10 protein-coding genes are annotated in these 12,719 nt (G+C 71.7%); 3 read left to right on the top strand and 7 right to left on the bottom strand.

Going from position 1 to position 12,719, the window contains the following annotated elements; genetic code table 11:
• Window positions 1–181 precede the first annotated feature (181 nt).
• The 3 genes from ACGFJ2_RS24210 to ACGFJ2_RS24200 all read right to left on the bottom strand — a co-directional run bounded on the left by ACGFJ2_RS24210 (window position 182) and on the right by ACGFJ2_RS24200 (window position 2,275).
• Window positions 182–487, bottom strand: coding sequence for a hypothetical protein (locus ACGFJ2_RS24210; RefSeq protein WP_393471763.1), 306 nt, complete (start codon window positions 485–487; stop codon window positions 182–184).
• On the bottom strand, window positions 487–804 hold the full coding sequence (locus ACGFJ2_RS24205; RefSeq protein WP_358444245.1) for an AbrB/MazE/SpoVT family DNA-binding domain-containing protein: 318 nt from the start codon (window positions 802–804) through the stop codon (window positions 487–489). The genes ACGFJ2_RS24210 and ACGFJ2_RS24205 overlap by 1 nt, the downstream gene beginning before the upstream one ends.
• A gap of 184 nt (window positions 805–988) precedes the next feature.
• On the bottom strand, window positions 989–2,275 hold the full coding sequence (locus ACGFJ2_RS24200; RefSeq protein WP_393471759.1) for an MFS transporter: 1,287 nt from the start codon (window positions 2,273–2,275) through the stop codon (window positions 989–991).
• Window positions 2,276–2,359: 84 nt separating this feature from the next.
• Here ACGFJ2_RS24200 and ACGFJ2_RS24195 point away from each other — a divergent pair, with 84 nt between their 5' ends.
• On the top strand, window positions 2,360–3,211 hold the full coding sequence (locus ACGFJ2_RS24195) for a LysR family transcriptional regulator (RefSeq protein WP_393471756.1): 852 nt from the start codon (window positions 2,360–2,362) through the stop codon (window positions 3,209–3,211).
• 31 nt (window positions 3,212–3,242) lie between these two features.
• Here ACGFJ2_RS24195 and ACGFJ2_RS24190 read toward each other — a convergent pair whose 3' ends face one another.
• The 3 genes from ACGFJ2_RS24190 to ACGFJ2_RS24180 all read right to left on the bottom strand — a co-directional run bounded on the left by ACGFJ2_RS24190 (window position 3,243) and on the right by ACGFJ2_RS24180 (window position 7,852).
• Window positions 3,243–3,785 (bottom strand): GNAT family N-acetyltransferase, encoded by a 543-nt coding sequence (locus ACGFJ2_RS24190; protein WP_358188450.1) that lies wholly within the window; start codon window positions 3,783–3,785, stop codon window positions 3,243–3,245.
• A 21-nt stretch (window positions 3,786–3,806) separates the two neighbouring features.
• Window positions 3,807–4,841: a hypothetical protein gene (locus tag ACGFJ2_RS24185; RefSeq protein WP_357944793.1), complete on the bottom strand. Its 1,035-nt coding sequence runs from the start codon at window positions 4,839–4,841 to the stop codon at window positions 3,807–3,809.
• A gap of 71 nt (window positions 4,842–4,912) precedes the next feature.
• Window positions 4,913–7,852: a bifunctional [glutamine synthetase] adenylyltransferase/[glutamine synthetase]-adenylyl-L-tyrosine phosphorylase gene (locus ACGFJ2_RS24180; protein WP_393471751.1), complete on the bottom strand. Its 2,940-nt coding sequence runs from the start codon at window positions 7,850–7,852 to the stop codon at window positions 4,913–4,915.
• A gap of 76 nt (window positions 7,853–7,928) precedes the next feature.
• On the opposite strand from ACGFJ2_RS24180, the gene ACGFJ2_RS24175 reads away from it, so the two are divergent.
• A complete protein-coding gene (locus ACGFJ2_RS24175; protein ID WP_357944784.1) occupies window positions 7,929–8,450 on the top strand; it encodes an HXXEE domain-containing protein in 522 nt (173 codons plus the stop codon).
• An 81-nt stretch (window positions 8,451–8,531) separates the two neighbouring features.
• On the opposite strand, the gene ACGFJ2_RS24170 is transcribed toward ACGFJ2_RS24175, so the two are convergent.
• Entirely contained in the window at window positions 8,532–9,242 is a 711-nt protein-coding gene (locus ACGFJ2_RS24170) for a type 1 glutamine amidotransferase (RefSeq protein WP_393471747.1), read from the bottom strand.
• 54 nt (window positions 9,243–9,296) lie between these two features.
• Here ACGFJ2_RS24170 and ACGFJ2_RS24165 point away from each other — a divergent pair, with 54 nt between their 5' ends.
• On the top strand, window positions 9,297–12,713 hold the full coding sequence (locus ACGFJ2_RS24165; RefSeq protein WP_393471744.1) for a protein kinase: 3,417 nt from the start codon (window positions 9,297–9,299) through the stop codon (window positions 12,711–12,713).
• Window positions 12,714–12,719 lie beyond the last annotated feature (6 nt).

Raw genomic sequence — 12,719 nt, 5'->3', positions numbered from 1 at the left:
TGGGCCGTGGATCTCCTCACTGGCTCTGACGAGAGCGGCCAGGTTGTCGCGCTCGATCTACCCTCTGTCGGGCGCGGGTCGCGACGCCGTAGCAGGCGCAGGTCAGTGCGGTCAGGATGGCGGCCACCGGCAGAGGGTTGGACAGGCCGCCGAGTACGGCCACACTGAGTGTGGGTTCCCTCTACGGGCCGGGTGGCGGAGTGAAAATGTCGTGAGTGCCTATCCTGCGCCAGACGATGTGGACTTCACCGGGAATTCGCTCGTCGCCGTAACCAAAGGTGGCTCGACCGTCCGGAGCCCACGTCATCTCGAACACGCCCGGATATGCGGTCACCCCCTTCACGCGAAGCCCCCCGCGGAAAGGCCCGTCAGCGACGATGTCGGGGATGAACGCCTCGGTGATCACCTTACGGAATCGAGCCTGTTGCCCGGCAGTCAGCTTTCGCCAGTCCCGCTCGGAGCGGTCGGCCGTTTCGAAGGTGGGCATCAGGCGTCGTCGCCCGAATCGTCGTCGCCCGAGTCAAGATGGGCGAACATGTCCTCAGCAGAGCGATGGAAGGTGGTACGGCCCGCAGTGATGTCAGCGGTCGCCTGCCCCTCACCGGCTTGCCATTCAGGCGTCCAGAACCACGCCTGATCGGCGGGGACCGACACGAAGCCGCGAATTGTCACGGTGCCGTCGTCGTGCACGGAGAACTCGACCTCGTCCCCTTCGCCGATGTGCAGCGCTCGGCGGATCTCATCGGGGAGGGTGAGCTGCGCCTTGGGGCGCACCTTGGCACGGGCCACTGACGTGACAGACACGATGGCTCCTCTAACTGTCGGATTTTCCAACAGTCCTACTCTACCCGGCGGGCGCGGGCCCCAAGTGCCCGGCTCCCTCTCCGATGGCCCTCACCGCCTTCGAGGCCGACCACGACTCGCTGCTCGAAGGAGGCGTCTTCACGTCTGACCTAATCGAGACGTGGTTTGCTAGAGGGGCCCGCGATTATTTACTGGCGGAAAGCCCAGCTGCCCCCGGTGAGTCGACAGCGGACACCGTGCGCCGAGCGCGGACCACGGCGCCATAGCAGGCGCAGGTCAGTGCGGTCAGGATGGCGGCCGCCGGCAGAGGGTGGGACAGGCCGCCGAGTACGGCCACGCCGAGGGTGGCGCCGACCTGACGGAAGGAGTTGAGCACGCCGCCCGCCGTGCCCGCCGTACCGATCGGCGCGCTGGTGAGGATGCCGGCCATCAGCGCGGGCAGTACGAACGACAGCCCGAAACCCATCACGACCAGTCCTGGCGCCAGGAAGTCGGTGAGCGAGACGCTCGCCAAGCCGGTCGCGAGCAGGGCGAGGCCGCCGAGGATCGGCAGGCGGGGGCCGTAGCGGGCCACCAGACGGCCGGTGAGCAGCGGGTTCACCGTCATCGGGAGGGTGAGGGGCAGGAAGGCCAGCCCGGTGGCCAGCGGGGTCATGTGGTGGGTGCCCTGCAGGGAGAGGGTCAGGACGAAGAGGGCGCCGGAGAAGGCGAAGTTCGCCACGGCGCCCGCGAGCAGTTCCGGCCAGGTCATGGCGAGCAGGCCGCCAGGCAGAGCGGGGGCGTGGCTGTGGCGCTCCACGAAGACCAGCGTGACCAGGGCGACCAGCGCCGACACCCCGGCGATCAATGACGAGTCGATCAGGGCTTCGGCGAGCAGGCCGAGCAGTACGCAGGCCAGCGCCTGCACCCACCAGTCGATGAGCCGGTGCCCCCGGGGTGAGCGCACCCTTCGCATGGCCAGCAGGCTGATCAGTGCGATGGGTGGGTTGAGCAGGAAGACGGCCCGCCAGCCGTACTGGTCGACCAGGAGGCCGCCCAAAAGCGGGCCCGCGGCCAGGGCGGTGCCGGTGATGGCGGCCCACAGGCCGGTGGCGCGGGCGCGGGCGGCGGGGTCGGGGAAGAGTTCGGGCAGGAGGGCGAGTGAGCCGCCCGTGCAGAGCGCTCCCGCCACGCCGAGCAGGGCGCGGGCCGCGACCAGCGCGCCGAGATGGGGCGCCGCGGCGCTCAGCAGTGAGATCACGCCGAAGGCCGCTACGCCGATCTTGAAGATCCGGGCGGCGCCGTACCGATCGGCGACCGCTCCCCCGGTGAGCAGTGACGCGGCGAAGGCGACGGTGTAGGCGTTCACCACCCATTGCTGTCCGGCCAGTGAGCCGCCGAGGGAGGTACGGAGGTCGGGCAGGGCGATCGTGAGCACGGTCGTGTCGAGGATCACCAAGAAGTAGGCCAGGGAGAAACCGAACATCTTCATGCCCCGAAGCCTGCTAAAGCGGCATATTTCCCCTCAACAGGCGCGGCCGCAGGGGGCGTTCGGGAAAACCGTATGCTTGGCCGAATGGATCTGCGTCAGTTGCGGGGGTTCGTGGCGGTAGCGGGGGCGGGCACCGTCACCGGCGCCGCGAACAACCTCGGTCTCGCTCCCGCCTCGGTGTCCGAACAGGTGCGCAGACTGGAGGACAGCCTCGGCGTCGCGCTCTTCGAGCGCACTCCCCAGGGCATGCGCCTGACCGGCCCGGGCGCCACCCTGCTCACACGTGCGCAGGGCCTGCTCGACCATGCGGACGAGGTACGGCGGGCGGTGACGGGCGGACGCCGCCAGGTCCGGATCGGGGCGCTGGAGATGTTGGCCGCGGCCAAACTGCCGGTCATCGTCCGCCGCCTGTCGCAGCGCCACCCCGACCTGGACGTGGAGGTGCGCTCATACACCAGGCAGGCGTTGCTGTCCGAGGTGGCATGTGGCGACCTGGACGCGGCGCTCCTGCTCGATTCCGGTCCGCGGATCGGCGGGCTGGGGTTCGCCCCGCCACCCGACCTGGACTTTCTGGACGTGGACGAAGTCAAGCTGCTGCTGGTCGCGGCTCCAGACGGTGATCGGGAGACGCTGCTGGTGAGCGCGCCGGGGTGTTCGATCCGGCTGGCGGCCGATCAGCTCTTCGGCACGCAGGTACCGCGCAGGGAGCTGACCAGCATCGCCATGGCACGTGAGTGGGCCATGCAGGGGTTCGGCAGGGCGCTGCTGCCCGACTTCACGCTGGAGGCGCACTTGACCGCCGGCACACTGGTCCCGCTCGACTTCGCGACAGAGACGGACCCCGCCTCCGACGCGCCGACGCTGGTTCTGCGGCTGGTCTGGCTGCGCAGCCGCGAGGCCGCCCTGCGCGACGTGCTCTACGCGATGAGCGCCTGACCTGACCAGACCACCCATAAGCCGGTACGTACTACGCCATGAGCGCCTGACCGCGCCTGAGCCGGTACAGGACGTGCGGCCGTTGCGGGCTGTCCGCCGCGACCCGCGGGTGATAGAAGTCGTCAGCTATGTCACGGGTCATGCCCAGGCGTTCCATGACCTTGCGCGAGCGGGTGTTCCCCACGGTCGTTATGGAGACGATCTCGTCCAGCCCCGCCACGTCGAACCCATACCGTACGGCCTCCCGGGCCGCCTCGATCGCGTACCCGTGCCCCCACGCCGCCTTGGCCAGCCGCCAGCCCACCTCGACCGCCGGGGTGAACGGCGCCTCGAACGTCTGCAGGACCAGCCCGGTGAACCCGATGAACTCGCCGCTCGTGCGCACCTCCAGCGCCCAGAGCCCGTACCCGTGGGCCTCGAAGCCCGCCTCGATCCTGTCGACGAAGCCGTCGCTCTCCGACCTGGTCAGCAGGGCCGGGAAGTGCTCCATGACCTCGGCGTCGGCGTTCATCGCCGCGAACGGTTCCCTGTCGTCGTCGCGCCATCTGCGCATGATGAGCCGTTCTGTCTCCATCAGCGCAACACTAGCCCAGATCTAACGACGGCCACGGAGACCGGTGAGGCGGCGGAGCAGGTCCCACCAGAACGACGCGCCGAACAGCAGCGCCACGAACGTCAGCACATAGCCGGGCCAGTGGCTGAGCGTGGTGAGGCGGTCCCACCAGGCGGCGCCGTTCCAGTGGATGCTCGGGTCGCCCTCGGCCGGGATCGCGATGTTGACGATCGCGTGGTCGAACACCATGACCAGCGCGGGCTGGCTCAGCGTCTCAGTGATGCACGGCATCGGATTGGACTGCGCGCACCGCTCCTTGAGCTCGCTGTAGGCGTCGGGCCCCGCCTCGGCCACGGCCGTCACCGAGGCGCGGAAGGCGTTGTCGCGCAGCAGCGTCTTGCCGTACTCGAACCCGTCCATCGTGAACAGCAGCACCACCACCACGCCGAGCAGGGCGACCACCCACTTGACGTAGCGCTTGTAGAGCATCGACAGCCGCTGCATCTCGCCGTCGAACCACGTCTCCACGCCCTGCCGGAAGCGGTCCATGTCGCGCTGCGCGGTCTCCCACACGCCCTTGAGATGGCCGTAGAGCGGGCTGCCCATCGACTTGAGCTTGGCCAGCAGCCCCTCGACGCCGTCCTTCTCGCCGGCGGCCATCTCCATCAGGGCCACCGCGAAGCGTTCCGGCGGAATGTTGGCGATGCTGGTGCGGCCCCTCTTCGGATGGTCGATCTCCTGGACCCGCTGGTAGAGCAGCTTCGTCACGGCGTCGTCGGCCTTGGTCTCCTGCTCGGGCGCCTGGGCCGCCTCGACCGGGGCCGGCTGGTCGCTGTGGGCGGGCCGTGGATCACGGATGAACGGCAGCCGCGCGAACACGTCGGCCACCTTGGCCGGCAACCACGACTTCCCCTGCGCGTCGCTGCCGTCCATGGTGTCGCGGAGATAGGCCCACAGGAACTTGCTACGAATGCCCAGCAGCCGTACGAAAGCCTCGTTCAGCCCGCTCACCAGCAGCGACAGCAGGAGGAACGCCAGCACCAGACCTAACGCGAGGTCGACGTAAATGGATAGCAAAATGGATCACCCCGCGCCTTGATACACCCGCCAGGGCGCGCCCGCACGGCCCGCAACCAACCTGTTACAGGTCACGAACCGTAGAAGACCCGGTCGACCACCTGGCGGGCCCGCCGGGTCACCCGGCGGTAGTCGTCGAGGAAGTCCTCCGAGCCATCGGGCGGATAACCGAGGATGCGGGCGATGAGCCTGCGCTCCCTGACGTCGGCCGGGACGCTGTCGCCGGGACGGCCCTTGACCAGCATGATCGCGTCCCTGACGCGCGAGGCGAAGCGCCAGGCCGCCGCCAGTACGGCCGCGTCGGGGGCCGCGAGCAGGCCCTCCCCCTCGGCCGCGCGCAGCGCCTCCAAGGTACGGGTGGTCCGCAGCGCCGGGTGTCCGGCCGCGAAACGGAGCTGCAGCAGTTGCGCCACCCACTCGACGTCCGACAGGCCGCCGGGGCCCAGCTTGGTGTGCAGGGCGGGATCGGCGCCGCGTGGCAGCCGCTCCGCCTCCATGCGGGCCTTGAGCCGCCTGATCTCGCGTACGACGTCGTCGGACAGGCCTTCGGGCGGGTAACGCAGGTCGTCGATCACGGCGACGAAGTCGGCGCCCAGCGCGGCGTCACCGGCCGAGAAGCGGGCCCGCAGCAGTGCCTGCGCCTCCCAAGGGGACGACCAGCGCGCGTAATAGGCCTGGTAGGAGGCCAGCGTACGGACGAGCGGGCCCTGCCTGCCCTCGGGGCGCAGGTCGGGGTCGATGAGCAGCGGCGGGTCGGGGGCAGGGAGGGCGAGCAGGCGGCGCAGCTCGTTGGCGACCGCGTACGCGGCGTCGGTGGCGTCGCGTTCGGAGGCGCCGGGCACGGGCGAGTGTACGAACATCACGTCAGCGTCGCTGGCGTAGGAGGACTCCATGCCGCCGAGCCGTCCCATGGCGATCACCGCGAACCTGGTCGGCAGCGGCCCCCGCCGCTCCAGCTCGACCTTGCCGATCGCCACGTCCAGCGCGGCCTGGATGGTCACGTCGTTCAGCGACGACAGCGCCACCCCGACCTGCTCAATACTCATAAGTCCGGAAATGTCGGCTACGGCCGTACGGAACAGCTCCCTGCGCCGCAGCGCACGTACCGCCGCCACCGCCGACTCCATGTCGGACCCGTGCCTCGACACGGCGGCCGACGCCTCTTTCAGTAGCGCGTCCGGCGAGCGCGCGGCCAGGTCCTCGTCGGAGCCCAGCAGCCCGACGGCGTCGGGCGCGTTCAGGAGCAGCCCGGTCGCGTAGCGGCTGCTGCCGAGCACCCGCGCCATCCGCGCCGCCACGGCCGTCTCGTCGCGCAGCAGCCGCAGGTACCACGGCGTGGTGCCGAGCTTGTCGCTCACCTGGCGGAAGCCGAGCAGCCCCGCGTCCGGGTCCGGCGTGTCGGCGAACCAGCCGAGCATGACCGGCAGCAGCGTCCGCTGGATCGCCGCCCGCCGCGAGACGCCCGTGGTCAGGGCGGCGATGTGGCGCAGGGCGCCGTTGGGGTCGACGTAGCCGAGCGCCGCCAGCCGGGCGGCCGCCGCGATGGTGGACAGCCGGGCCTCCGACTCGGGCAACCGGGCCACGGCCTGCAGCAGCGGCCGGTAGAACAACTTCTCGTGCAGCCGCCGCGCCTCCCTCGCGTGGCGGCGCCACCTGGCGGTGAACTCCCCCACCGGGTCGGCGTGCATGCCGAGCGCGCGGCCCAGCCGCCGCAGGTCGTCGGGGTCCGACGGCAGGACATGCGTACGACGCAGCCGGTGCAGTTGCAGCAGGTGCTCGACCTGGCGCAGGAAGGTGTACGCCTCGGCCAGCCCGCGTGAGTCGTCACGGCCCACGTAGCCGCCACGGGAGAGCGCGGCCAGGGCCGGCAGGGTGGCCTTGCGCCGCAGCAGCGGATCCTGCCGCCCGTGCACCAGCTGCAGCAGCTGCACCGCGAACTCGATGTCACGCAGCCCGCCGGGACCCAGCTTGATCTGCCGCTCGCCCTCGGCCCGTACGTGGGACTCGACGCGGCGGCGCATGGCCTGCACGTCCTCGACGAAGTGCTCCCGGGTCGCGGCCGACCAGACGAACTCGTTGACCGCCTCGACATAGGCCGAGCCCAGCGCCAGGTCGCCGGCCACCGGCCGCGCCTTGAGCAGCGCCTGGAACTCCCAGGTCTTGGCCCAGCGCCGGTAGTAGGCCAGATGGCTGGCCAGCGTGCGCACCAGCGGCCCCGCGCGGCCCTCGGGCCGCAGCCCGGCGTCGACCTCCCACAGCGCGCCCTCGGGGGTGGTCGCGGTGCAGGCCCGCATCATGGCCTGGGCCAGGCGGGTGGCGCCGCGCAGGGCCGCCGTCTCGTCGGCGCCCTCGCGCGGCTCGGCCACGAAGATCACGTCAACGTCGCTGATGTAGTTGAGCTCCCTGGCGCCCTGCTTGCCCATGCCGACCACCGCCAGCCGTACGTCGCTCGCGTCGACCTCGGCCCGCGCGATGGCCAGCGCGGCCTCCAGCGCCGCGCCCGCGAGGTCGGACAGCTCGGCGGTGACGTCGGGCAACCCGATCTGCCCGGTGAGGTCGCGCGCGGCCAGATGCAGCAGCCGCCCGCGGTAGGCGACCCGCAGCGCCACCAGCGCGCCGGGATCCGACGCGGTGGGCTCGTCCTCCTCCGGCTCGGCGCCGACGGCGCGCAGCAGCTCGGCCCGCGCGTCTCCCAGCTCGGGCAGGGCCAGCAGCCCCACCTGCTCGGGATGGCGTACGAGGTGCTCCCCCAAGGCGGCGCTCACCCCGAGCACCGCGAGCACCCGGCCCTGGAGGTCTTCGTCCGCGCGCAGTGTGTCGAGCACGCGGGGCTCGCGCTCGGCCAGGCGGGTCAGTGAGGCGAGCGCCAGGTCGGGATCGGACACGGCCACCAGTCCTTTGAGCAGATCGTCCAGCTCGGCCCCCGACTGTCGTACCAGGGTCGCGGCCCGCGCGCCGTCGGCGAAGCCGAGCTTGGCCAGGCGGGCGGCGGTGGACTCGATCCTCGGCACCCCTCCATCTTGACAGCCCACCGCCCCCGAAGCCTAAAGTTAAACGCAACGTTGCGTTGCGTTTTAGGGAGTTGAGATGGACGGCGTGCCGGCGACGGTGACGTGGGGGCTGCTCGCGGCCTGGGTGGCGCACGACGCGGAGGAGCTGGCCACGATGGCCCGCTGGACCCGCGAGCACCGGCCCGAGCTGGAGCGGCGCTACCCACGGGTCCCGTGGCAGCGGCTGGAGATGTCGCAGCGGCAGGTGAACGTGGCGATCGGGCTGATGGGCGGCGTCGTGGCCGGGGCGTCGGCCATGGGGGCGCGCACCGGAGGACGCAGCCCGGTGTTCCAGGCGGTGCTGGCCGGGTTCGGGCTGCACGGGGTGGGCCATCTGGTGCAGTCGGCGCTCGCGCGCGGCTACACGCCCGGCGTGGTGACGGCGCCGGTGGTGGTGATCCCGTTCACGGTGTGGGCATGGCGGCGGCTCAAGGCGTCGGGAGTGCCGACTGGGGGCGCCGGGTCGGCCCTGACCGGGCTGGCCGCGCTGCCGCTCGTCCTGGGCGGCGTCCACGCACTCGCCCACGCGCTCACCCGACCCCGTACCGGCCGCCGGTAATCCATCCGGCCCGGCGGCCGGTACGCGCGGACGTCAGCCGACGCAGACCAGGAACAGCCAGGGCGCGCGTCGGGGAACGACTCAGGACATGCCCTGAATGGGCTCAAGGTCCGCCCGCGCCCTGTCGGCGACCAGGCGCCCGAACGCCTCGGCCACCGGCCGCCAGGTGGCCATGAGCGTCTCCTCGGCCGCGCCGACCGCCGCGTTCAGCTCGCGGGCCGAGCCGAGGCCCGAGGCCGTGGACCACGAGGTGAAGATCTCCGGCGTGGCCTCGGGGTGGAACTGCACCGCCCAGGCCGCCGCGCCCAGCCGGTACGCCTGGTTCGGGTACGGCGTTCCCGTCATCAGCGGCACCGCCCCGTCGGGCAACCTGACGATCACGTCCTGGTGGAACTGGACGGCCACCGCCGTACCGACACCGGACAGCAGCGGATCGGCGGCCGCGGCGGGCAGCGCGACCACTTCGCAGACGCCCACCTCCAGCCCTTCGCCGCCCCGCTCGACGGTGCCGCCGCAGGCCAGGGTCATCAGCTGCGCGCCGAGGCAGATGGCCAGCGTGGGCGTACCGTCCTCGACGGAGCGGGCCAGCAGGTCGCGGGTGGCGGGCAGCCACGGGCAGCGATCGTCCTCCCACGCCGCCGCCTCCCCGCCGAGCACGATCAGCCCGTCGGCGGCGCGCTCGGGAACCTCCTCGCCCAAGTACGGCCGTACGACGTCGCAGACCGGCCCCAGCCAGTCGCCCAGGTAGCCGAGGGTCGCGTCTGCCTCGTGCTCAATGACCGTAATCCTCATAAAGAGTAATTTATCCGCCCAAACTTTCACCAAGCCGCACGCATCCAACTGCCCGTGGACAAGTTGATCGACGGGGATCCCCAGCGGCTGGGCAACTACTGGCTGGCCGGGCGGCTCGGCACGGGCGGACAGGGCGTGGTCTACGAGGGCTACGCCGAGGACGGCCGCCGGGTGGCGATCAAGGTGCTGCACGGCGACCAGTCGGCGCAACTGGCCAGGGAGGCGACCGCGGCGCGGCGGGTGGCCGCGTTCTGCACCGCGAGCGTCCTGGAAGCCGACCTGGAGGGGCCCAGGCCGTACATCGTCAGCGAGTACGTCCAGGGCCCCAGCTTGCGCAAGGCCGTCTCGGAGGGACGCCGCTTCGGCGGCGGCGAGCTGCACCGGCTGGCCACGGCCGTGGCGACCGCGCTGACCGCCATCCACGACGCCGGGGTGATCCACCGCGATCTGAAGCCCGACAACGTGCTGCTCGGCCCCGACGGGCCGCGGGTGATCGACTTCGGCGTGGCGCGGACCGCGGAGATGTCGCTCACCGCGACGGGCCTGGTGACGGGCACGCCCACGTACATGGCGCCCGAGGTGTTCGGCGGGCAGCGGGCCGGGACGCCCGCCGACGTGTTCGCCTGGGGCGCGATCATGGTCTACGCGGCGAGCGGCACCGACCCGTTCGAAGCCGAGAACCTGGGCGCGGTCATGCACCGGGTGCTGTCGGCCCGGCCCGACCTGAGCGTGCTGCCCACCACGCTGCGCCCGCTGGTGGCCGCGGCGCTCAGCAAGGAGCCGCTGGAGCGCCCGTCCGCTCGGGAGCTGCTGCTGGCCCTGGTGAGCGCCGAGGGCGGCCTCGACACCGGCCTGCTGCTCGCCGCCGGCGGCAGGGAGGCCGCGCGGGTGGGCGCCCCCGCCCACGATCCCGCGCTGGGCACGCTGGCCGAGGAGGCGTACGCGCTGCTGTCCGCCGAGGAGCGCGAACTCGCGCCTGAGGTCTTCCTGCGGCTGATCACGGTGAGCGAGCAGGGCGGCCTCGCGGTACGGCGGGCGGAGCTGGCCGAACTCGTCGAGGGCCGGCCGCTGCCCGAGGTCTCGTCGATCACCCGGATCCTGGAGGTGTTCGGCTACCTGCTGTCCAGGGAAGGCGAGGAGGTCTGGCTGGCCCGCCCCGCCATGCCCCTCGCCTGGCCGCGCTATCGCCGCTGGGTCGAGGCCAACCGGGACGGCCTGGCCGTACACAAGGAGATCCTGACCGCCGCGCGGCGGTGGGCTCGGGCCGGGCGCAAAGACGGCGACCTGTTGCAGGGCAGCAGCCTGGAGAACGCGCTGCGGTGGGCGGCCACGGCCCGCAGGAACATCACCCTGTCCACCGCCGAACGCGACTTCCTCGACGCGGGCGCCGGTCTGACCAGGCGCAGGAGCAGGCGGACCAGGCTCATCTCCATCAGCCTGGCGGCCCTGCTGGTGATCTCGCTGCTCGCGACCGGCCTGGCCGTCCAGCAGAGCGCGCTCGCCGACGAGCGGGCCGATCGGATCGCCGCGCAGCGCGACCAGGCGGAGGCGGCGCGACTGGCGCAGTTCGCGGGCACGCTGCGCAAGAGCGACCCGAGAGCGGCGATGCTGCTGAGCGTGGCCGCCTGGCGGCTGGACCGGACCCCGCAGACCAGGGCCGCGCTGACCGCTTCGCTGGCGCAGCGCGAGGTCGCCGCGTTCAGGGACCCCGCCGCCTCGGGAGACGCGCTGCGGCTGCTGAGCCGCGACGGCAGGACGCTGGCCAGCGTGAGCGACGACGCGGTCAGGCTCTGGGACGTACGCACCGGCAAGCGGAGCGGCGGCATCGGCCGGCTGGGCCTGGCGGGCGAGCGGCCGCTGACCGCCGCCCTCTCCCCCACCGGCCGGAATCTGCTGGTCGCCACCAACAAGCGGGCCCATGTGTGGGACCTGCGCACCGGCAAGGCCGCCGGGACGTGGACATTCAGCCATGACGTGGGCGACGACACGGGCACCTCGGTCGGCGTCCAGTACGGGACGACCGACCGGTACGCGCTGATCATCCTCGACCAGGACGAATACACCTGGGACCTGCGGACCGGCACCCGGACGAAGAGCCCGCTCGCCACTCGCCCGGTCGTCTCACCCGACGGCAAGTCGGCGGTGCGGCTCGTGGGCGGAAAGCTGCGGATCACGTACCGCCCGGGCGGACAGACGGAGAATCTCGGGAACGAGGTGGACATCTGGAACGGCGGCGCGGTGACCTTCAGCGCCGACGGGCGGTTGCTCGCCTCGGCGACCGGGCAGAACATCCAGGTCTGGCGGGCATACGACAGACTGCTCACCACGCTGACCCTGCCCGGCGGCACTGAGGACGATTCCGTGCCGCTGCCTCAGGTCGGCTTCGACGGCCACACCCTGCGCTATCTCAGCGAGGACCGCGTCCTCACCGTGGACCTGAGCGACTTCCCGGTGCGCAGGCCGAAGAAGGCGCCCTCGTGGTGGTGGGCTAAGTTCGGTCCTGGTGCGCGGCAGACCCTGACCTCCGATGACGGCTACAAGGTCTTCCTCGCCGACCCGCGCCGGCCACTCGGCGCCCCGGTGCTGAAGAAGCCCGGTTCCGACCCGGTGGACGCCGCGGCGATCAGCCCCGACGGGCGGCTGGCCGCGGTGGGCAGCATCAGCGGGTTCACGGTCCTCGACACCGGCACGCGGCGCACGCTCGCGCAGGCGGCGCCCCGCGGCGACCTGGCGGAATACACGACCTCCTTCCTGGCCTTCAGCCCCGACGGCACGAAGCTGGCCACTGGGCTGGAGTACAGCGACGAGGACGTGTCCCGCCGCTACGCGGTGAGCGTCTGGGACTGGAAGTCGAAGCGCCAGCTGTGGTCGGCCAAGGTGGGCGAGGTACATGACGCCGACTTCTCCCCCGACGGCAAGGTACTGGCGGTGGGGTCCGGCGAGCAGTACCTGTTCGACGCGGCGTCGGGCAGGCGGCTGGGCAAGCCGTTCGGGGGCACCGGCCGGGGCACGACCGTCACCGACGTGGTCTTCACCCACGACGGCAGGTCACTGGCGGTCGTGGACTCCCGCGGTCGCGTGAGCGTCTACGACACCGCCACCGGGAAGCGGGCCCGCCAGGCCGCCCTGGGCCGGCTCGAGGGCGGGGACGTCGCGGTCAGGTCACCCAGCGAGGACGTGGTCGCGCTGGTCACGCGCGACCACCGTTTACGGCTCGTCGACCTGGCCGCCGGCGCGGACCTGGGCACGCTCGACGACGGCGACGGCAGCGGCGGCAAGCTTTACGGCCCGGCGTTCACCACCGACGGCTCGGGAGTGCTCACCCTGGACGAGGCAGGGGCCCTACGCGAGCGGCCGGTCGAGCCGGGCAAGATGGTGGCCGCGATCTGCGCCCGCACCGGCCGGTCGCTGAGCCCCGGCGAGTGGCGAAGCTTCGTGTCGGGAGTGCCGTACCAGAAGGTTTGTCCTTAAGATCCC

The sequence above is a fragment of the Nonomuraea sp. NPDC049028 genome, assembly GCF_043197735.1.
In the GTDB taxonomy this organism is placed as follows: domain Bacteria; phylum Actinomycetota; class Actinomycetes; order Streptosporangiales; family Streptosporangiaceae; genus Nonomuraea.
Note: the sequence above shows the minus strand (reverse complement) of the source record. Positions and strands in the feature narration are given on the sequence as shown.

Excerpts from the sequence above, each read along its gene's own strand:
- ACGFJ2_RS24175 (WP_357944784.1), top strand. The coding sequence starts at position 7,929 with ATGGACGGCGTGCCGGCGACGGTGACGTGGGGGCTGCTCGCGGCCTGG.
- ACGFJ2_RS24195 (WP_393471756.1), top strand. The coding sequence starts at position 2,360 with ATGGATCTGCGTCAGTTGCGGGGGTTCGTGGCGGTAGCGGGGGCGGGC.
- ACGFJ2_RS24170 (WP_393471747.1), bottom strand. The coding sequence starts at position 9,242 with ATGAGGATTACGGTCATTGAGCACGAGGCAGACGCGACCCTCGGCTAC.
- ACGFJ2_RS24210 (WP_393471763.1), bottom strand. The coding sequence starts at position 487 with ATGCCCACCTTCGAAACGGCCGACCGCTCCGAGCGGGACTGGCGAAAG.
- ACGFJ2_RS24190 (WP_358188450.1), bottom strand. The coding sequence starts at position 3,785 with ATGGAGACAGAACGGCTCATCATGCGCAGATGGCGCGACGACGACAGG.
- ACGFJ2_RS24200 (WP_393471759.1), bottom strand. The coding sequence starts at position 2,275 with ATGAAGATGTTCGGTTTCTCCCTGGCCTACTTCTTGGTGATCCTCGAC.